Raw genomic sequence first — 18,948 nt, forward strand, 5'->3', positions numbered from 1 at the left:
AAGAGACAGACCGTATACCGAGTGACCGGGACGGATGCCAATAACTGTACTAATACAGCTCAGGTAACCGTGACAGTTAATGCCTTACCTGTAGTTACTGCTTCGGCTTCTCCTAATCCCATTTGTCAAGGTCAACAAACAACACTTTCTGGGGGCGGTGCAGTCTCTTATACATGGAATCAAGGTTTAGGTTCAGGCCAATCTCATCAAGTTTCACCCAATACAACTACCGTTTATTCTGTTACAGGTACGGACAATAATGGTTGCACTAATACTGCTCAGGTAACAGTTATAGTTGATCCGCCCATTCAAGCTAGCATAAGTGGAGATACTTCGTTATGCATCGGTGAAACTACCATTCTTAATGCCATGGGTGGTACTTCTTACCAGTGGAGTGGTCCAGGAATTACCAATCCAGCAGCTAATCCACAGACTGTAACACCTTCCTCAACAGGTCAATATACCGTAACAGTAACACAGGGAAGTTGTTCGGCAACAGCTACCATATGGGTAAATGTTCATCCTTTGCCAGTGGCTAATGCAGGGAACGATACCACCATAGTTCTGGGTAATTCTGTTCAACTACAAGCTTCGGGTGGAGTAGTCTATCAATGGAGTCCTGCCACTGGTCTTAGTTGTACGACATGCCCTAATCCTGTGGCTTCACCATCTGCAACAACACTTTACACAGTGACCGTAACCAACGAGTATGGTTGCAGCAGTACAGATGATGTATTAGTAAAGGTTGAGCTCAATTGTGGAGATGTTTTTGTTCCTCAAGCTTTTTCACCAAACGGAGATGGAAATAACGATGTATTTAAAGTTCATGGCAATTGTATTGAAACTATACAAGTGAAAATCTTTGATCGTTGGGGAAATAAGATTTTTGAAACTACCGATCCGAACCAGAGTTGGAATGGTGAATTCAACGGTAAAGAAGTCAATGGCGGAACATACACTTATGTAGTGACTGGTACGTTGGTCACAGGTGAAAGTTTTGTGAAAAAAGGAGTTGTAGTGTTAATAAAATAAAACATAGGTTATGAAGAAAATAAGTATTTTTGCGGCTGTCATTACTTGTTGGTTCATGGATGCACAGGACATGCATTTTACTCAGTTTTCTCAGACAGCTTTGTGGATAAATCCTGCTCAAGCTGGACTTTTTTATGGTTCTTTTAGGGGTGTAGCTGGGTTCAGAGATCAATGGCGAAGCATAGGAACACCGTATACTACTTTTTATGTGTCTGCCGATGGAGTCGTAAAGCAATCCATGACGGCACAATTCAACGCTGGTGCATATGGAGTTTTTGACAAGGCAGGCATTCCATCGCTTAAGCATAATCTGGCTGGCATAGTCGTTTCATCCCAGGTAAAGTTGTCAGATGGTTTTTTAGTTGGCGCAGGTTTGATGACAGGATTATATCATATGTATTTTAATCCTGAGGAATGGAGCTGGTCTTCACAATATGATGGCTTGCATTACAACCCAAATCTTCCAAGTAATGAAAATCTTTCATCATTGAGTGCTACCAAGATGGATGTGGGTGGAGGTATACTTTTTCATTATTTCCGCAATGCTAGCAATCCCTTTAATAATGATGGTATTCGTGCAAAAATAGGATTTGCATTTTTTCACATAAATCGTCCTAAACAACTTTCCATAAACCAAGAAGACAAAAAATATATGAAATTTCACTTACATGGAGATGCAAGCGTGGGAATTCCCGGAACCAATACTGCTATTCAACCAGGTTTTTTATTTGCTATGCAAGGTCCTCACGTAGAAATCCTTCCGGGTTTGGCGGTTCGATATATGCTCAAAGAACAGTCTCGCTATACGGGCTTTATTAAAAGTTCAGCTATGACGTTGGGGGTATATCTACGAACTCGTGATGCAGTCAATATTATTACAGGTTTTGAATTTGCCAATTATATGTTGGGTTTTTCTTATGATGTAAATATTTCTGGTTTGAGTAAAGTTAGTAAAGGAAATGGTGCTATGGAGTTTTTCGTTCGTTTTATTACACCTTCCCCTGAAAAAATGAGCCGCAGGAACAGCCCACTGTATTGAAAAAAAGTAAAAGTAAAAGATATGAAAACAAATTATCATATGTTGAAAAGAAGTTTACTGGCGATAGTAGTTAGTCAAATTATTTTGCCCTTAGGAGCGCAAACGTTGTATACTGAAAATTTTGAAGGTGGAGGTGCGGGTTGGGCCTTGAATTCTGGCGACATGGGAACTGTAGGAAACGACCCCATGGCCAATCAGTGGATTATTAACAATGTGTATCAAGGGGGAACTTGGATGTTGGGTGGATTTTTTCCTGTAAACATTCAAAATACTCCTCAACAACCAGGGACTTTTACCAACGGTCCTACTTCGAATTATTTACATATTACTTTTCCAGAATCAGGTATATTGAATGCAAATTACTTGGCGGGTGGTAGTGCTTTTGGCTATACTGAAGGTGCACATTTTGCTAAAATGACTACGGGAATCAATACTACAGGTTTTACTGGAGTTACTCTTGAGTTTTATTATTTAACAAGAGGTGGTGTAAACAAAGTGTATTATAGTACGGATGGAGGAAATACATGGACCCAGGCCGGAACAAATTTATCGTATGCATCCAACTGGACACTTAAAACAATTACCAATGCTGCTTTTGACAACAAACCTGATTTGAGATTTGCCTTTTATTTTGATGATACGCAGGGCACTCAACAGGATCCACCTTTCTGTGTTGATGAGATTAAAGTTTATGTTCCCACTCAATCGCAATTAAATGCTAATTTTACAGCTAGCCAAACCAACATTTGTGTTGGTCAGTGTATTAATTTTACAGATCAGAGTTCTGGTAATCCTACTTCATGGAGTTGGACGTTTGCCGGTGCTACGCCGGGAACAAGTACTCAACAAAATCCTACAAATATCTGCTACAATACGCCAGGTCAATATACAGTAACCTTGACTGTTTCTAATGGTAGCAGTCAAGATACTGAAACAAAGACTGCATATATAACAGTTAATCCAGCTCCGAATGTAACCATTACTGCCTCGCAAACACAAATTTGCCCCGGTCAGCAAGTAACACTTACAGCTGGTGGAGCAAGTACCTATAGTTGGAATCAAGGGCTTGGAAATAGTAATCCCGTGACAGTATCACCTCCAAGTACTACTACTTATAGTGTCACGGGAACTGATAATAACAATTGCACTGGATCGGCGAGCATAAATATTGTTGTTACCAATGAAATTCAAGTCCAAATTGATACTACGCTTTGTCCAGGTGGGAGTATAGTCATTGGAGGGCAGATCTACAATTCTCCGGGCACTTATAAAGATACAACCCTCAGTGTGGGTGGATGCGACAGTATTACAACCATACAAATTAATGCCGGATCAGTGCCCAATGTCATACTCCCAAGTGATACGGCAGCTTGTATTGGTCAGTCTCTTACGTTGGTTCCAATTGTAGTTGGTAGTTATAATGTAGTGCAATGGAGTGATGGAATAAATACCCTTGCTCGTACGGTCAATGATTCTGGTTATTATACCGTGACGGTATCTAATACATGTGGCGGTGATATGGCAACTATACATGTACAGTTTATTGATTGTGGAGGTGATCTCTTCTTTCCAAATGTTTTTACACCTAATGGAGATGCATTTAACCAATACTTTTCCCCCATTGGCGCTAACATTGAAGATTACGAACTTTACATATATAACCGATGGGGTAACCTAGTGTTCAAAACATCAGACGTCAATCAACCTTGGGATGGGAAATACAAAGGTAAAGATGTTCCTGAAGGTGTTTACTTCTATGTGGCTAAATACAAAGCTTTTGATCCCGCTACCGGAAAACCTGAAAAGAAGCAGATACGTGGTTCGGTTACTTTAATTAGATAAATAAAAACTTATTTTCACGCAAGTCATACCCCACCCATGTGGTGGGGTTTTTTTATATCAACGTGATATGCGTTGGAGAATGTATGAGGTGAATGGATGAAGATGTGAAAAAGGACGGTATGATTGATTTTAACCTAGTGAAATGCGTATCTGTAATAAAAATCTGATCTGTTTCCAGTTGCGAAATAGTGATAAGAAGACGTTCTGCTCGGCTCTCATCGAGTTTATCAAATATATCATCGATCAAAATAATAGGTTTTTTACTTAAATGCTGGTAAGTAATCTGATACTGGCTAACTTTGAGAGCGAGAAGAAAAGATTTTTGTTGTCCTTGACTTCCAAATTTTCTCATGTTATGGCCATCTGAAAGGAAAAGGAATTCGTCACGATGAATTCCTTTTTCAGTAAAGCCAAGTTCGATGTCGCGTTTGAGGTTATTTTTTAAAATAAGTTCATAATCTTCATTCAAAAGCTGAGAAAAGTATTCGATGGAAATAGAAGAGTTGTTATCAACGATTTTATGATGGAAAAAAGGAAGTATCGTGTTAAGGTGATTGATAAAATTTTTCCTAATTTTAAAAATGTCTATTGAAACAGTTATTAGCCTTTCGTCGAAAAAAGCGAGTTGTTGAAGAAAATGAGGGCTATGGGATTGTTTGAGTAAGGCATTTCGTTGCATAAGAAGTTTTTGATGTTGAATCAGTAATTCAAGGTAATTTTTATCTAATTGAGAAATGAAAGCATCAAAATATTTACGACGGTGTTCTGCAGATTCACTAACAATAGACATATCGGAAGGAGCTATGAGAATAATCGGAACAAAACCAATATGCTCTGATAAACGTTCAATGATTTTATCATTAACTTTAATTTTTTTGCCTTTCTCCCGATCGACATAGATAGAAATCAAATGTGGTAAATCGTCGTATTCATCATTAACAGCTGCTTGGATATGGAAAAAAGCTTCGTTATGCTTAATACATTCTTTATCGCTGTTTTGAAGAAAACTTTTTGTGAAGCTTACGTAATGTATGGCATCTAATATGGTGGTTTTTCCGACGCCGTTTTTTCCACAAAAAGCAATACATTGAGCATTAAGCGAGAGGTGGAGAGAATCGTAATTTTTAAAATTTAACAATTGGAGGGAAGGGATTTTCATGTTGATCGGAGAAGTTTAATTGTTTCAAACATCATGGAATAAGCAGCCCATTGTATGTTATAAAGGCGATGGTTCCCAAATTGAAACTGATATGTTTTAATCTGATCTTGGAAAGCAATTGCACCCCAAACGTAGCCGACAGGTTTTTGTGGGGTACCACCATCGGGACCGGCAATTCCGCTAATAGCTATACAGACGTCAACATTGAGGAGAGATTTTCCTTCACGAGCCATGATTTTAACTGTTTCATGGCTAACAGCTCCATAAGATTGAATGATTTCCGTAGGAACGTGCAAAATTTTTTCTTTAATTTCATTAGCGTATGAAACGATACTTCCTTTGTAGACTTGAGATGAGCCTGGGATAGAGGTAATTTTGTGGGCAAGATAACCGCCCGTGCAGCTTTCGCATGTGCCAAGGGTAAAATAACGATTTTTCAGTTCTGTTAGAAGGATTTCTTCCAGAGAGGATTGAGTATTGCTTACGAGATATGGTTGAATAACTGGCAATAATTTTTCTTGAATTAATAGTTCAGCCAGAGCTTTTTCATTCTCTGGGCAAGAAAGTCGTAGTCTGATATATCCAGGCGAAGGCAGATATGCCCATGTGAAAGTGGGAGGAAGACTTTGTTCGAAGTCCTGAAGTTGACTGCTTAGAAAAGATTCGTATGTGCCTGCGACAAGAAAATGAAAATGAAAAATAGGGTTCTCTTTTAACTGTTGAAGGATAGGAGTAGCTTGATGTTGAAAGATTTCATGAAGTTCAGTTGGGACACCAGGAAAAGCAAATATGTGCTTTTCATCTTTCTGAGCATAAATGCCAGGAGCTATGCCAACAAAATTTGGCAGAGGTCTCGAGCCCCGTGGAAACATAGCTTGTTGAATGTTATTTTCAGTAAATGGGCGTTTTCTTTCATCGAACTTTTGACATATTTCAGAAAGGATGCTATGATTTAATTCCAATTCTGTTCCCATAAAAGAAGCAAGTGCTTGACGAGTTAAGTCGTCTTTCGTGGGACCGAGTCCGCCAGTCAAACAAATAATTTGGGATTTACGACTCGAAAAATTTAGGGATTCAATAATGTCATCTATATTATCTCCAGTAGTCATGGCAGAGACGACATTAAAACCCAACATGGTAAGCTGATCGCTTAACCAGTGGGCATTAGTATTAAGTGTTTGCCCAATAAGTAACTCGTTTCCTACTGAGATTACACTGGCTTTCATGTCAAAACCATTTAACAAGTGGGAAATCTTGACGATGAGGCATGAGGTCGTTGTAAGGAGTTACACGAATAGCATAATCGAAAACACCAGCCTTTTTGTTAGATAATACGGCCTCGAATCGTGCAATATTATTTTTAAAACTAGTAGGTTTCATTTCTTCAATAAAAAGAAACTGATCAATACGATCATGAATTTTTTGTCCAAAGATGAGCTCAACTTTGATATCTCTTGGACTGAGATCTGCTAGGTAGAGCTCAATAGCAGCTATAAAGTCCTCTCCTAAAACAAGAGGTTTAATGGTACTGTCGGGTAATTCAAGTTTTCTTTCATAAATTTCATTGAAATTTTCTTCCACTTTTCTTTTCCATTTCATCCATTCCAGAAAGAGTTCGAGATCTTTTTCTGTGAGTTGATGATAGCGTTTCATAAGAGGGAAATAATATTTCTGAAGATATTCATTTATCATTCGCTTCGTGACGTAATAAGGAGCAATTCGTGTAAAGGCGTTTCGAATAAATCCAATCCATTTACATGGTATGTCATTTGGATTTCGGTAGAAAAAAGAAGGTACGATTTCATCTTCGATGATTTCATAAAGAGTTTCAGCATCAAGTTCGTCTTGCAAGCGTTGATCTAAGTAGGTTCGTTTTTCTTCGAGAGCCCATCCGGCTTTGGGTTTGTATCCTTCAGCCCACCATCCATCTGATACACTAAGGTTAAGAACTCCATTCATAACAGCTTTCATACCACTAGTACCGCTAGCTTCAAGGGGACGTGTTGGAGTGTTTACCCACACGTCTACACCGCTGACGAGCAAATGAGCAAGTTCCATGTCATAATTTTCAAGGAAGAGGATTTTTCCTCTAAATTCTGGCATTCGACTAATTTGAATGATGTTCTGAATAAGTTTTTGTCCTTCTACATCAGCAGGATGAGCTTTACCGGCAAACACAAAGAAAACCGGTCGATCGGAATTACTTACAAGTCTTTTTAACCTTTCTGTGTTGTTTAAAATTAGATGTGCTCTTTTGTAGGTAGCAAACCTTCTAGCAAAGCCAAACCAAAGGGCATTATCAGATATAGTATTGAGAATTTCCACTATATGCCTTGGTGCTTCCTGGCGACGAACGAGTTCTTCGGACAATCTTATTTTAATTTTTTCAACAAGACGGCTTTTAAGTTGTTTTCTAACGTTCCAAATTTCATCTTCGTTGAGTTCGTTGAAGATTTTCCAATTGTCAGGATCGCTCATGTCTAATTCTAAGATGTTGATATATTTTTTTTGTAACAATTGTTGCCACATAGGGTCCATCCATGTGGGAAGATGAACGGCATTGGTAATGTGTTGAATGAATAGTTCGTCGGTAAAAAAACCTGGGTAGAGTGGGGCAAACATTTCACGAGTAACCGTTCCATGAATTTTACTAACTCCATTAGTTTGAACAGATCCTTTGAGTGCAAGGATGCTCATACTAAATTTTTCGTCTTTATTATAAGGACCAATAAGTCCTAGGGAAACAAAATCCTGCCAATTTATATTGAGTTTTTCGCAATAGTCAGCAAAGTAGATACGTAATAATTCTTGACTGAAAACATCATGTCCTGCTGGAACTGGTGTATGGGTGGTAAAAAGTGTGTTATTTCTAACTAATTCTAATGCCTGATGAAAATTAAGTACATATTGCTGCATGGCCTGTTCAATACGTTTGAGGATCGAGAAAGCTGCATGTCCTTCGTTGATATGGTAAACATCAATTTTTTTGCCGAGTTTTTCAAGCACCATTACACCACCGATGCCTAATAATATTTCTTGTTTTAATCTTACTTCACTATCACCGCCATAGAGTTGGTAAGTAATGCTTCTATCTTCAGGTGCATTTTCATCAAGATCCGTATCAAGTAAAAATAGTTCTACACGTCCTACTTGAATTTTCCATACTTTAGCATGTATTTCTCGCCCAGGAAAGGTAAGCTGTATGGTAATCCATTTTCCGTCTTTGTCGCGAACCGGTATTAAGGGAAGCACAGAAAATTTCTGAGGTAGATATTGGTTGACTTGCATGCCATCATGACTTAGGGTTTGATGGAAGTAACCATATCGAAATAGTAATCCAATGCCAGTTAAAGGTAAACGTTGGTCCGAAGCTTCTTTAAGGTAATCGCCAGCAAGTATGCCGAGACCACCTGCATAAAGCTTAAGGGAAGAATGAAAACCATACTCCATACAGAAGTATGCAACTGATGGTTTCGAATAATCCAACCCTTCTTCCATGTATGATTTAAAACGATGGTAGATTTGACTGAGTTCGTCCATAAAATTTTGATCGTGAGTTAATTGAATAAGTTGCTGGTATGGTATCATTTCAAGCATTTTGAGAGGGTTATGCGCAGAAAGTTCCCAATTTTCTGGATGGATGGAAGCAAAAAATTCCTCTACCTCAGGATGCCATGTCCACCAAAGGTTTCGCATTAGCTCCAGCAAAGGTTCAAGTTGTGGAGGGTATTTGGGCTTGATGAGTATTTTTCTCCAAATGGGTTCCTGAAATGAAGTTTTAATTTGTTGTAGAGGTAAAGGTATTTTAGTCTTAAAATTCTCGGAACGTTGTAGTACAAGTTTAAGTCCTGTCTCATAGGCAGTAAGGTAGTGAGTGATGAAGTTTTTCCAGCTGCATTCTTTGGCTATTTCTATAGCTTTAAGACGATCGTTCTGACGTTTTTCTTCTGAAGAATTTAAATATTCTAGAATTTTATTTGCAAGCAAATTCTTAACTTCGTCGTAGTTGTAATCGTTACGGTTAAGTACAGTAACAGCAGTTTGGTTAGGATGATTTTTTAATATCCAGCTTCCAAAGCCAGCCAAGCTGGTGGTAATGGTGGGGATGCCGTAAGCAATGCTTTCCATAGGTGTATAGCCCCATGGCTCATAGTATGAAGGGAAAGCTGTGAGGTCCATGCCCGAAAGGAGCTCGTAATATGGAATGTTAAGTAGACCATCTTGTCCGTCCAAATATGAGGGAATAAAAATGACTTGGAGAGGGTCCTCAGGATTATTATTGATTTGATGGTACTTGAGTTTCTGAATAATTGGATCGTTATTTTCATCAAAAAGATAATGAGTTGCATAGTGGGGTATTTGAGCTAAGAAACTATTTTGGTAGTTTTTTAATATCTGAATGTTAGGACCTGCTTGATGTGCTGGCACAGCTATGATAGCAACGACTTCGTCATTGGATTTTAGCTCTTGTCTTAATTCAGCTAAAGCATCGATGAAAAGATCGAGACCTTTGTTGTGAAACTCATATCTACCAGAAGTTAAAATGTAGAAGGCGTGGTCTGAAACTTTTTTACCAGTGACTGCACCCACAAAACGAGGAAGCAAGGCACGCACGTTTTTTCTTTTTTTATCAAGATCATCAAGTGAATGAATTTGGTCCGAATTGAATCCATTGGGCGTGATAAAATCGGGTTTTTTTTGGAGGAAATATTTGCATTCATGAGAGGTGATTTCTGACACTGTAGTGAAGACGTCAGCAGTTTGAGCAGACAGTTTTTCGAGGTTGAATTTGGCTTCTATGTGCAGTTCTTTGGATTTTTCGTCGGACTTTACGGCATCGAGCAAAGCATATAATGGCTGTTTGTTTCCTGCCATGCTTCTACCCATAACGGTAGCATGAGTAGTAAATACAGTACAAGCTTGTGGTACAGCTTTTTTTAGGTAAAGAAGTGTAGACCCAGTAAGCCATTCATGTATTTGTACTACAAGTCTTTCCTCGGCACTAACAAAATATTTGTAAAAGTGTTCAATAAGTTTACCTGCCTCATAGCCAAACAATACAGGTTCAATGTAGTCCCACCCACCAGCTAATGAATCTAAACCATGTTCTGTCCATAATTCATATAAAATCTCGTCCTTCTGTGTATAGAGTCGCGAAAAGTTAACAAGAATGGCTATAGGATTCCCTGGAATGTTCCATCTGCCAATTTTACACTGAAAACCATCTGCTTGTAATTGTTCGTGCCATGCACGAAAAAGATTGTTATCTTCTACGAAGATACTTCTGTCCAATGATTTGCCTGCAATATCAGGTCCTATGGCAAAATATGTTCCCTCGAGATGAGAAAGCAATTCTTGAGCTTTGGTTGAAATGACGGTATTGATTCCACCAACTTTGTTGCATACTTCCCAGCTTACCTCGAAAAGATAGTGAATTTTCATAAATACTTTTTTACAAAATTAGGGAATGAAAATAATTACGTTGATTCTAATTCAATACCATTGCTCATACGATTTTGAAGCATTGTTAGTTTGGTGAAAAATTTTAAAGATCTGTTTAAACGTAATTTGTCCAATTGGGCAAAATCTTTTAATACTTTCGTATTTTTTCAACATGCTCGATATGCAACAGAGAAAGCCATGAATAGTTAAAGTTTTACTTTTGACAAAAGAAATTTTCAAAATACTACGATATATGAAAAAATTAAATCTAGGATGTGGTAAGGATATTCGTGAAGGATATATAAATCTTGATAGATATCCTCTTGATGGGGTGGATGTAGTTTACGATATCGAACAATTACCACTTCCTTTTCACGATGAAGAGTTTGACGAAATACTTTGCAACAGTATTCTTGAGCATGTAAATTACATTCCTTTGATGAAAGAACTCTACCGTATCCTTAAAAAAGGTGGGATTTTAAAGATTATAGTTCCGCACTTTACATCAGCTAACAATTTTATAGATCCTACGCATAAGCATATGTTTTCTATTCAAACGTTCAAATTTTTTGTTGGAGGAGCCTCGGAACGAGATTACTATTTTGATTTTCATTTTACTCAAATAGTGTACAGACGTATAACTTTCCCCAAGGGAAAGCACCTATATAATTATTTCATAGAGTGGTTGATTAATTTAAGTAATACCATGCGTCATGTATACGAATTTTCATTTCTGCGAATTTTTCCTGCAGAAAACATCATCATCTGGCTAAAAAAGTGAATTCGAATTTTGAGGTCTTTTTGCTTATTTTTGTAAAAAAATGCGTCAGTATCTAGAACTTTTAGATTATGTATTAAAGAATGGAATTAGAAAATCCAACAGAACTGGCATAGATACCTTGAGTGTTTTTGGTTATCAGATGCGTTTTAATTTACAGAATGGTTTTCCTTTGCTTACAACTAAAAAACTTCATTGGAAGAGTATTGTCTATGAACTTCTTTGGTTTTTGCGTGGCGATAGCAACATACGTTTTTTACATGAAAATGGTGTAACTATTTGGGATGAATGGGCCGATGAAAATGGAGATCTGGGACCTATTTATGGGGTTCAATGGCGTAGTTGGAAATCTCATGATGGTCGAACGATAGATCAAATTACCGAAGTTATAAAAGAAATCAAGTCAAATCCAAATAGCAGGCGTCTTGTTGTTAGTGCTTGGAATGTTGGTGAATTGCCTTATATGAAGCTTCCACCTTGCCATATTCTTTTTCAGTTTTATGTGGCTGAAGGGAAATTATCGTGCCAGCTTTATCAACGGAGTGCTGATGTATTTCTAGGAGTACCCTTTAACATTGCTTCTTACGCTTTGCTCACGCACATGATTGCACATGTGACAGGTCTTGATGTAGGAGAATTTATTCATACTCTTGGCGACACTCATCTATATGTCAATCATATTGAACAAGCAAAATTGCAGCTTACACGTGAACCGAGGCCTCTCCCTACTGTAGTATTGAATTCAGATATTAAAAATATTTTCGATTTTACGTATGAAGATATTCAATTGTTGAATTATCATCCTCATCCCCACATTAAAGCCGATGTTGCCATTTGAAAACTTGTTTGCTATCGTTGCTGCTGATATTGCAGGAGGAATTGGTAAAGACAACCGTTTACCTTGGCATATTTCACAAGATCTGAAAAAGTTCAAAACGCTTACATTGAACCATTTTATCATTATGGGAAGGAAGACATGGGAGTCTTTACCTCGAAAACCTTTACCTGGAAGAAAACATATCGTGCTAACTAGGCAATATATTTATAAGGAAGATGTTTTGTCTTTGGGTTCCGTTGAAAAAGTTTTAGATTTTGTTGCTGATCACGTAGAACAATTGTTTTTCGTAGTTGGGGGTGAAAGCATTTATAGAGAGTTGTTACCTTTTTGTTCCAGAATTTATTTAACCAGAGTTTTTAAGTTGTTTGATGTAGATACATTTTTTCCTCCTCTTACGGATACTATGGAACTAAAAGAAATAAGCTCGTTTCTCTATGATCCAATCTCTGATGTTTATTTCCGTTTTTGCACTTACGAGAACACGAGAGGTAATAAAGAATTAGACCATTAAGTGCCCGAGGCCGGACTCGAACCGGCACGGAGTTGCCTCCATTGGTTTTTGAGACCAACGCGTCTACCATTTCCGCCACTCGGGCTGGTTTGCAAAATTAGAAAAAATTTTTTTCTCGTTTATAATTTTTTTGTTACAATTTAACAAAAATTGGTATTTTTGCAACATTGTAACAAATAAAAAAATCCACATGTCTAATCATGTCATTTTCAATCCTGTTCGTATTTTAAAAGATAAAAGGGTATCAGTAACTGACCATCGAATAAAGTTACTTGAGTACTTGGTTGGGGTAGGTAGACCAGCTACCAAAGCTGAAATAGCCAAAGCTTTTCCACATATTCACCGAGTAACCCTATATCGCCTATTACAACACCTTGTGCGTGCTGGCGTAATTGAAATGCAGAAAAATCAGAACTCAGAAATTTATTTCTTAAAACTTTGGAATGAGGAAACCAATCACCTGCATTTTACCTGTGTCCTTTGTCAAAATTTATTTTGTTTACCAAATATTGAGGTGAACATTCCTGCCGAAATAAATGGCTTTTTGATTCATCATATAAATTTCACCGCATCTGGGTTATGTGCAAATTGTGCCAAATCTTAATTTTTTTATTCCTGCAAAATTATTTTTTAAATTCCTTAGCACAGCCTACGGTGATTGCTTTGCGAGATTCTTCAGGAAAAGGTATTCCTGGCGTGGCAGTTTTGTTGTTTTCGTCCCATGAAAAATTTATTTCGGATCAAAATGGAAATTTAGTTTTATATCTCAAGCCCGGCGTTTTTGAAATTTTATTTGAACACGAAGATTATTTACCCATGATAGCTCATGTTACTATTCCTACAAATGATACTATTTTTTTCTTTTTAAAATCACGTGTAAAAACACTACCCCCGGTTGTAATTCAGGATGAGCGTGTCCCAAGAATAGATCACAAACAAGTCATTGTCCACAAAGGTATTCAATGGAAAAATACACGGGATGATCTGGCAAGCTCACTTGCAAGGGAAGCAGGCATTAGCAGTGCCAGGATAGGCAGTGAGAACTCTCGAATTGTTATTCGTGGATTGGGATTGGATAGGGTTAAAGTTCAAGAAAGAGAATTCACGTATACCGGTCATTATTGGGGTCTCGATCATGAATTGGAAGTGGATGCAATTATGTTTCAAAAAACCATCTTGCATCGTGGTGTTGGGGCTATACTCCGAGGAGGTGGGGCATCTTTTGAACTGATTGAAATACTACCATCTTTAAACATAACTCATTCTAGTTTCAATGTTACGTATTATACATCATTTCTTTCTTCGAATTTGGCTTTTAAACAAGGCATCCAAATAGCTCAAAAAAAGAAAAATTTTTTTATCCAAGGTTCAGGATCTTTTCTTCGTTATGCATCACTTAGGGTTCCTGCTGACAGTTTTTATTATCTAGGTTATCGATTTCCTTTGGAGGATCGTATTCTAAAAAATACCTCTGGAACTAGATCAATTATACGATTAGATGCTACATACTACAGAAATAAGCACATTTTTTTCTACGTATTTGAGCATTATCGTAATCGAATGGGCTTTTTTGCGTATGCACACGGACTGCCATCAGTAAACATCGATGAGCAAGCTGACCCACCTCGATATAAGTTTAATTTACCATACCATGATGTTTTTTTGGTAAAAACCTATTTTAAATATGTTGTTACTCTTCCAAATAAATGGAACTTTCAATCTTTGGCAGGTTATCAGTTCAATCGGCGAACTGAATTTAGTTACCCTCATACGCATGGTCTCCCATTGTCAGGACTGACAAATAATCGCGAAATAGGACTTCTTCTCAGAAATATTCAATTTCAGCTTGGCGTTGAGAATTATTCGGAAAAATTCAATTTTAAGTCTAGATTGATCTCAGAATATACAACTCACCATCGAGATGGATATTTTTACATCCTACCCGATTACCGGCTTTTTCATAATGGTTGGAGTATCAGCACGAGTGTAATTAGGAGTCAAAGACTTACTATTGATTTAGCTTCTCGTATTGATTACCATCATTTTTCCACAGGCAGTCTACTTAACCCATGGATAAAGGATTCAGCTTTTCAAATTTTCTTTACTGACCTCCTACGAAATTACATCACTTTTAATGCAGGAGGATCAGTTTATCTTTCCCCTCGTCACGATGAAGATACTCTCATTTTTTTTCTTGGAGCAGGTCAACGCGTGCCATCTCCTCATGAAATTACCATGAATGGTTTACACCATAATGCTTTTCGACATGAAATGGGGAATCCATTCCTGAAACCCGAATTAAGTTTTCTATGGGAGATGATATACAAAAAGAATTTTGCTGAATGGAAATTTAAAACCAATCCATATATTGTTTATTATTTTGATTACATTTATCTATCACCTTCCGGAATATTTTCACCTCTTCCTGAAGGGGGCCAGTTGTATGTTTATAGGTCCACACGTGCCATTAAACCTGGTTTTGAGAGTCAAGTCACTAAATCGTGGTTTAAATTTTTAACCATGCGTTTTACTTTTGATGCTAGTTATCCTTATAATCTAGAAGATCACTATCCATTACCTTTCAGTCCACCTATGAAGTTTCTATCGGAATGGGATTTTAAAATTAAATCTCGTTTACTATGTGGCTTAGATGTGATTCATCAATTCGCTCAAAAATGGGTAGATCGCAATGAAAAGTCTACGCCAGGCTGGACAACTTTTCATCTTCGTTTCCACTATGAGAAAATGTTAAAAAATGCAGGTGTCATCCAATTCATGCTTCTTCTTGCTAATCTAACTAATAAAACTTATTATGATCATCTCAGTTATTACCGAACTCTCAATATTCCAGAACCAGGTCGTGAGTTGAGAATTCAATTGATTTATTCTTTAAAACCATAAACCTATGAAGGAGAAAAAAATTATGCTAATGTTTTCCAGGAGTTTTCTCCTGGTGTTTTTTTCATTTATTGGAATCCTCCTTATCTCTTGCAAAAAAGAAAATGACACTATCCCACCTCAGATTTCGATCTCTGAACCAAAGGAAAATGAGATTTTTAAAATTGATTCTTTGGGAAAGGTAGAGATTCATTTTAATGCAACTTTTTCAGATGATGAAGAACTGGGAAGCTATAAAATAGACATACATAGTGCAGCAGGACATTCTCATAAATCTAACTTATTAATTTCTTCTTTCGATACTTCGATAACTGGAGCTCTTTCAGGAAGACAATATGTTTTACATCAACACATTCTCATTCCCCATTTTCCTCTTTCAGATACAGGTCAGTATCATCTTCTTGTATTTTGCTTAGACAAAGCTGGCAACCAAACGACAACATTTAGGACTTTCGAAATAACGAAATAGTAAGCTACGATATTTTATCCAATGATTTAACGAGACAGCTCCATTGGTATATAATATAAGGGGAAAAAATTTATTTTTGCTATAAAGATAACAATCATGAGTAAGCCTGTTCATTTTTCTGAGGCTGCTTTTATCGGGATACATTCTTTGGTCATCATAGCTCTCAGTAAAAATAATTTTGTAAATGTCAATACCATAGCTAATATAACAGGGGCAAGCAGAAATCATATTAGTAAAATCATGCAATTACTCGTCAAAGCAGGCCTGGTATCATCCGTCCGAGGTCCAAACGGAGGCTTCTCTCTTGCTAAAGATCCTTCGCAAATTACTTTTTTGGACATTTACGAAGCGACAGAAGGTAAGATTCTTATTAAATCATGCCCGTTCGAAAAACCCATTTGCCCTTTTGACATTTGCCTAGTCAACAATATTTTTGGTAAAATTACACACGAACTCATTCAATTCCTACAAAATACCACCTTGAAAACAATACAGGATTACCATAGTCTAAAAAATGACGAAGTCTGAAAGAAGAAACTTACTCTTTTGGTTGTTGGATGTATTTTCGCGCGAGAATCCATTTCCTCAAACCGAATTACATTATAAGGATGCATATCAATTGACGGTAGCGGTTATTCTAAGTGCACAATGTACGGATATAAGAGTTAATAAGATTACTCCTCTTTTTTTCGAACGTTTTCCCGATTTCAAATCGTTAGCTAAGGCAACTGTTGATGAAGTAGTTGCTTATATTTCCTCTTGTTCTTATCCCAATAATAAGGCACGGCACTTAACGGCCCTAGCACGGATGGTTATGCAAAAGCATGAGGGTAAACTTCCACTTGAGGAAAAAGAACTTCTCGCTTTGCCTGGCATTGGACGTAAAAGTGCTAATGTTCTTCTTTCCATTCTGGCCCAGAAAAATGTGTTGGCTGTGGATACTCATGTATTTCGTGTGGCTCATCGTCTTGGGCTCGTTTACAATGCTCGTACACCTGAAGCAGTCGAGAAACAAATTCGAGAATTAGCTGATGATAGTTTCCCTTTGTATAAATTACATCATTGGCTTATTTTACATGGTAGATATGTTTGTAAGTCTAGAAAGCCAAGATGCACAAGTTGCATTTTAAAATCTCGTTGCCATTTTTTTCATACACTGTTGAGGAGCAAAGATCATACGTGATTTAAACATGAAGTAGAGTTTTTGCTTTATTGTTAGAAATAAGTGATCTTTATCATAGCCATTAAACTTTTTGCAGAAAAAAAAGTCTAATATTAAAATACCAACATATGGGAAAACAATTATTTGTTTTAGTATTTTTACTTAACATTGTTTTTGCTCATGCTCAAAGCATTGGCATTGGAAATTCCGTTTTTACACCAGATGCTTCATCGATTTTGGAAGTACAATCTAGCAATCGAGGAGTTTTATTACCCAGAGTTGCTTTGGCAAGTGTATCAGACAACACCACCATTCCGAGCCCAGCCACATCGCTTATAGTTTACAATACCGGTACTGGAGGTTTAGCTCCAGCGGGTTATTATTACAACAGTGGAACTCCTGCAGCACCAATTTGGGTGAGAATGGTTACCAATCGTGATGCATGGTTGCTTACAGGCAATAGTGGCACCAATCCTACTACCGATTTCATAGGAACCACTGATAATCAGCATTTGATCATCAGAACCAACAATCTTGAGCGCATGCGAGTGCGAAATGGAGGTGACTTTATCGTTGGAGGTACAGATCCTGGCATAGCTGGTGATCTTTTTAGTGTGATATCTACTGCTACTTTTCCTCATGCCGTAAATGGTTATACAAGTCAAGATGGTTGCGCTGTATATGGTTCAATATTTAGCGGAAACGCTACCAATTTTGGAGCTGTACAAGCTGAACATTTAGGCAGTGGAACCAGTGGAGCTTTGGTAGGTATTTATTCTGGAAACGGGCCAGGTCGAGCATTGTATGCACGTCGATATTATACAACATCTTCGGGTAATGGTACTGGTTATTATTGGAGTCAAACAAGAAATGCAGTTCATGCAGACCTGGATGCCCCTACAGCAAATAACATTTATTATTTTGCTTTACATGGCTCAACATGGGTTTTAGGAACTACTGGTGGCAGAAGAAGTGGTGGTGTGCTGGGCTCCCATGAAGATAATGACACATACAACAGTTGGGGAGTTTTAGGTTATTTAACCAGTGGAGGCACGAACGCTGCTGTGTACGGGACAACTACTTATGCTTCTGGTACTGGTTTCATGGGTTCGCAGATTTATCGTGGGGCTGGTGGGGCCTTTTATGGAGATTTGTTAGGAAGTTGGTCTCGAGGAGAGCTCATGGGAACCATTTCAGCTGGTGAAGCTTTGGCTCATTATAACCTAGGGAACGAATTTACATCAGGTTTTCAAGCTCAAATACTCAATGTTGAAGGAGATCGCATTGTGGCTTTTACTCCTGTAACCAATGAACTGAAAGTTTATTTTGATGGAAAAGAACAATTACAAGGAGGTGAAAAATTCGTCGCATTTGATAAGAACTTCAAAAAAATTGCCAACAAAGAAAAGCTTACCATAGTTGTTACGCCAGTAGGAGAATGGGCTGCCCTCTACGTAGCCGAAGTGCGAGATGATGGTTTTTTAGTCAGAGATCATCTCAATCCTCAAAGTAACGTCACTTTCAATTATGTCATCATAGCTCATCGAGTAGATGATAAAAATAAAACCATACCTGAGTTTATCTATTATCCTGATTTGGATGAAAAATTGAAAGGTTTTCTCTTTAATGAAAACATAACCGACAGGGATGCTACTCCGATGTGGTGGGATGGGAAAAAACTTAGATTTGATCCTATCGTAGAACCAGAATCGCATGTAAGAAAGACAAGATCAACTCTTGTCGAAACAAGAATGAAATTCGAAAGTAAACAGTAAGAC

At 37.6% G+C, this 18,948-nt stretch carries 15 protein-coding genes and 1 tRNA gene; 12 read left to right on the forward strand and 4 right to left on the reverse strand.

The annotated features are described in order from the left end of the window. From N2Z72_01865 to N2Z72_01875, 3 genes are all read left to right on the forward strand, one after another. Positions 1-1,032: gliding motility-associated C-terminal domain-containing protein (locus tag N2Z72_01865; GenBank protein MCX7696422.1), on the forward strand; the 1,032-nt coding region annotated here is incomplete at its 5' end. Between the two features lie 10 nt (positions 1,033-1,042). Then, positions 1,043-2,071, forward strand: a complete 1,029-nt coding sequence (locus N2Z72_01870; protein MCX7696423.1) for a PorP/SprF family type IX secretion system membrane protein — start codon at positions 1,043-1,045, stop codon at positions 2,069-2,071. Positions 2,072-2,110: 39 nt separating this feature from the next. Next, a complete protein-coding gene (locus tag N2Z72_01875; GenBank protein MCX7696424.1) occupies positions 2,111-3,913 on the forward strand; it encodes a gliding motility-associated C-terminal domain-containing protein in 1,803 nt (600 codons plus the stop codon). A 52-nt stretch (positions 3,914-3,965) separates the two neighbouring features. Here N2Z72_01875 and recF read toward each other — a convergent pair whose 3' ends face one another. Genes recF through glgP form a run of 3 tightly spaced genes read right to left on the reverse strand, consistent with a single transcriptional unit; the run spans position 3,966 to position 10,514 of the window. After that, complete coding sequence (gene recF, locus N2Z72_01880) at positions 3,966-5,072, reverse strand: DNA replication and repair protein RecF (protein ID MCX7696425.1); 1,107 nt, start codon at positions 5,070-5,072, stop codon at positions 3,966-3,968. After that, positions 5,069-6,298, reverse strand: a complete 1,230-nt coding sequence (locus N2Z72_01885; GenBank protein ID MCX7696426.1) for a CinA family nicotinamide mononucleotide deamidase-related protein — start codon at positions 6,296-6,298, stop codon at positions 5,069-5,071. Before N2Z72_01885 ends, recF begins: the two co-directional genes overlap by 4 nt. A 1-nt stretch (position 6,299) precedes the next feature. Then, a complete protein-coding gene (gene glgP, locus N2Z72_01890; GenBank protein ID MCX7696427.1) occupies positions 6,300-10,514 on the reverse strand; it encodes an alpha-glucan family phosphorylase in 4,215 nt (1,404 codons plus the stop codon). Positions 10,515-10,767: 253 nt separating this feature from the next. On the opposite strand from glgP, the gene N2Z72_01895 reads away from it, so the two are divergent. Genes N2Z72_01895 through N2Z72_01905 form a run of 3 tightly spaced genes read left to right on the forward strand, consistent with a single transcriptional unit; the run spans position 10,768 to position 12,641 of the window. Then, positions 10,768-11,295: a class I SAM-dependent methyltransferase gene (locus tag N2Z72_01895; protein ID MCX7696428.1), complete on the forward strand. Its 528-nt coding sequence runs from the start codon at positions 10,768-10,770 to the stop codon at positions 11,293-11,295. Between the two features lie 40 nt (positions 11,296-11,335). Continuing rightward, positions 11,336-12,130: a thymidylate synthase gene (locus N2Z72_01900; protein ID MCX7696429.1), complete on the forward strand. Its 795-nt coding sequence runs from the start codon at positions 11,336-11,338 to the stop codon at positions 12,128-12,130. Further along, entirely contained in the window at positions 12,117-12,641 is a 525-nt protein-coding gene (locus N2Z72_01905; protein ID MCX7696430.1) for a dihydrofolate reductase, read from the forward strand. Before N2Z72_01900 ends, N2Z72_01905 begins: the two co-directional genes overlap by 14 nt. A gap of 1 nt (position 12,642) precedes the next feature. On the opposite strand, the gene N2Z72_01910 is transcribed toward N2Z72_01905, so the two are convergent. Further along, positions 12,643-12,726, reverse strand: a tRNA-Leu gene (locus tag N2Z72_01910). Positions 12,727-12,831: 105 nt separating this feature from the next. On the opposite strand from N2Z72_01910, the gene N2Z72_01915 reads away from it, so the two are divergent. The 6 genes from N2Z72_01915 (at position 12,832) to N2Z72_01940 (ending at position 18,945) form a co-directional block, all read left to right on the forward strand. Further along, positions 12,832-13,245: a transcriptional repressor gene (locus N2Z72_01915; protein ID MCX7696431.1), complete on the forward strand. Its 414-nt coding sequence runs from the start codon at positions 12,832-12,834 to the stop codon at positions 13,243-13,245. Between the two features lie 50 nt (positions 13,246-13,295). Then, complete coding sequence (locus N2Z72_01920) at positions 13,296-15,542, forward strand: TonB-dependent receptor (GenBank protein ID MCX7696432.1); 2,247 nt, start codon at positions 13,296-13,298, stop codon at positions 15,540-15,542. 28 nt (positions 15,543-15,570) lie between these two features. Beyond that, positions 15,571-16,008: a DUF4625 domain-containing protein gene (locus tag N2Z72_01925; protein ID MCX7696433.1), complete on the forward strand. Its 438-nt coding sequence runs from the start codon at positions 15,571-15,573 to the stop codon at positions 16,006-16,008. A gap of 96 nt (positions 16,009-16,104) precedes the next feature. Continuing rightward, positions 16,105-16,536, forward strand: a complete 432-nt coding sequence (locus N2Z72_01930) for an Rrf2 family transcriptional regulator (protein ID MCX7696434.1) — start codon at positions 16,105-16,107, stop codon at positions 16,534-16,536. After that, positions 16,523-17,191 carry an endonuclease III gene (locus N2Z72_01935; GenBank protein MCX7696435.1) on the forward strand — a complete coding sequence of 223 codons (669 nt, stop codon included), beginning with the start codon at positions 16,523-16,525 and terminating at the stop codon, positions 17,189-17,191. Before N2Z72_01930 ends, N2Z72_01935 begins: the two co-directional genes overlap by 14 nt. A gap of 107 nt (positions 17,192-17,298) precedes the next feature. Continuing rightward, positions 17,299-18,945, forward strand: a complete 1,647-nt coding sequence (locus tag N2Z72_01940; GenBank protein ID MCX7696436.1) for a hypothetical protein — start codon at positions 17,299-17,301, stop codon at positions 18,943-18,945. Positions 18,946-18,948: the final 3 nt, after the last annotated feature.

This window comes from Bacteroidales bacterium (genome assembly GCA_026418905.1).
Taxonomy (GTDB): Bacteria; Bacteroidota; Bacteroidia; order Bacteroidales; family DTU049; genus JAOAAK01.

What these genes read in the sequence shown, in the direction of transcription:
- N2Z72_01870 (MCX7696423.1), top strand. Translation starts at nt 1,043, where the DNA reads ATGAAGAAAATAAGTATTTTTGCGGCTGTCATTACTTGTTGGTTCATG.
- N2Z72_01875 (MCX7696424.1), top strand. Translation starts at nt 2,111, where the DNA reads ATGTTGAAAAGAAGTTTACTGGCGATAGTAGTTAGTCAAATTATTTTG.
- recF (MCX7696425.1), bottom strand. Translation starts at nt 5,072, where the DNA reads ATGAAAATCCCTTCCCTCCAATTGTTAAATTTTAAAAATTACGATTCT.
- N2Z72_01885 (MCX7696426.1), bottom strand. Translation starts at nt 6,298, where the DNA reads ATGAAAGCCAGTGTAATCTCAGTAGGAAACGAGTTACTTATTGGGCAA.
- glgP (MCX7696427.1), bottom strand. Translation starts at nt 10,514, where the DNA reads ATGAAAATTCACTATCTTTTCGAGGTAAGCTGGGAAGTATGCAACAAA.
- N2Z72_01895 (MCX7696428.1), top strand. Translation starts at nt 10,768, where the DNA reads ATGAAAAAATTAAATCTAGGATGTGGTAAGGATATTCGTGAAGGATAT.
- N2Z72_01900 (MCX7696429.1), top strand. Translation starts at nt 11,336, where the DNA reads ATGCGTCAGTATCTAGAACTTTTAGATTATGTATTAAAGAATGGAATT.
- N2Z72_01905 (MCX7696430.1), top strand. Translation starts at nt 12,117, where the DNA reads ATGTTGCCATTTGAAAACTTGTTTGCTATCGTTGCTGCTGATATTGCA.
- N2Z72_01915 (MCX7696431.1), top strand. Translation starts at nt 12,832, where the DNA reads ATGTCTAATCATGTCATTTTCAATCCTGTTCGTATTTTAAAAGATAAA.
- N2Z72_01925 (MCX7696433.1), top strand. Translation starts at nt 15,571, where the DNA reads ATGTTTTCCAGGAGTTTTCTCCTGGTGTTTTTTTCATTTATTGGAATC.
- N2Z72_01930 (MCX7696434.1), top strand. Translation starts at nt 16,105, where the DNA reads ATGAGTAAGCCTGTTCATTTTTCTGAGGCTGCTTTTATCGGGATACAT.
- N2Z72_01935 (MCX7696435.1), top strand. Translation starts at nt 16,523, where the DNA reads ATGACGAAGTCTGAAAGAAGAAACTTACTCTTTTGGTTGTTGGATGTA.
- N2Z72_01940 (MCX7696436.1), top strand. Translation starts at nt 17,299, where the DNA reads ATGGGAAAACAATTATTTGTTTTAGTATTTTTACTTAACATTGTTTTT.